Origin of the sequence: Intrasporangium chromatireducens Q5-1 (assembly GCF_000576575.1) — a bacterium.
Classification (GTDB): Bacteria; Actinomycetota; Actinomycetes; order Actinomycetales; family Dermatophilaceae; genus Intrasporangium_A; species Intrasporangium_A chromatireducens.
This window is the reverse complement of record NZ_AWQS01000498.1, coordinates 1-1,118: the sequence shown is the minus strand read 5'-3', so window position 1 is coordinate 1,118 and position 1,118 is coordinate 1. Positions and strand designations below refer to the sequence as shown.

Genomic DNA, 1,118 nt, shown 5'->3' with positions numbered 1-1,118 from the left:
TGGCTCCGGGTGGGATCCCCCTTGCTGAGGGAGGCGAGGACCGGGACGGTCTGGAGATGGACGTCCTGAAGGTGGCCTTGGGGCCGGTCCTGCCCTGCTGGCCGGCCGGTCTCGTGCTGGAGTGCGCCCTGCAGGGTGACGTCATCATCGACGCATCGGCGAGGCTCGTGGACGTGGCCACGTCCCGAGGCGCGCAAGAGCATCGGGAGGTTGAGCCCGAGCCGGATGGCCCCTCGGGGCTGCAGGATCATGACCTGGCCGCCGCCGCCCTGGCGTGCGACGAGGCGGCGCGCGTGCTGGCTCTCGTCGGCTGGCCGGACCGCACGGCCCGGCTCCTGCGGCTGCGCAACGCACTGCTCGACGCGGCAGCCAGCCCGCAGCCAGCGGACGACGAGCGTCGCGGGCGGCTGGCAACGCAGGTCCAGAGGGAGCGAGGCGCGATGGCGCGGTCGGCGCTGCTGCGCTGGTCGCTACGGCGTCTCGGCGTGGTCGACGCGGCTCGGGTCGAGGAGCAGGGACTGCCGCGGAACCTGTGCGGTGACGCGCGTGACCGGCTGCTGGCCCTGCTCGACCGTGCCGCCGCGAGGCTTCGCTCGGGCGCGGAAGCGGCGACGGAGGTCCCCATCCGGGCCGCCGCCATCGGCGACCTCGTGAGCGGGCTCGACCTGGCGACCGCCCGTCTCGTCATCGCCAGCCTGGGCATCGAGGCGGGGATCAGGGCGTGGGAGGCGGTCCGTGCCTGACCTGCCCGTGACCGTTTCGGCAGCGTGGGCGCCCCTGGCGGCTGCCCTGCTCGGTCTGCTCGCGCTCGGTGCGGCGGCGCTCGACGGCGCGATCGGCGCGCGGGCGGAGCAGCTGCCCTGGTCGCGAGGAATGGGCCGCCCCCTGGACGAGTCGGCGAGGCTCCTGAGGCAGCGGCGCCGCTCCATGGTGGCGGCGGACACCCTCCTGTGGCGGGTCGGCGCGAGCGGTCTCGTCGTCGCAGCCCTCCTGATGGTCGTGGTGGTGCCGCTCGGCCGATGGACCCTGCTCGACCTCGACGTGGGGGTGGTCTGGTTCAACGCTGTCGACGTCCTCGTGTGGGCGCTGGTCTGGCTGGCCGGGTGGGGACCGAACTC

The 1,118-nt window shown here is 74.4% G+C and carries 1 protein-coding gene and 1 pseudogene; both read left to right on the top strand.

What is annotated here, in order from left to right; translation table 11 throughout:
• Positions 1 to 743: hypothetical protein (locus N864_RS22485; protein ID WP_034722834.1), on the top strand; the 743-nt coding region annotated here is incomplete at its 5' end.
• Positions 736 to 1,118, top strand: a pseudogene (locus tag N864_RS22480) (NADH-quinone oxidoreductase subunit H); the annotation flags it as partial. The gene N864_RS22485 and the pseudogene N864_RS22480, both read left to right, overlap by 8 nt.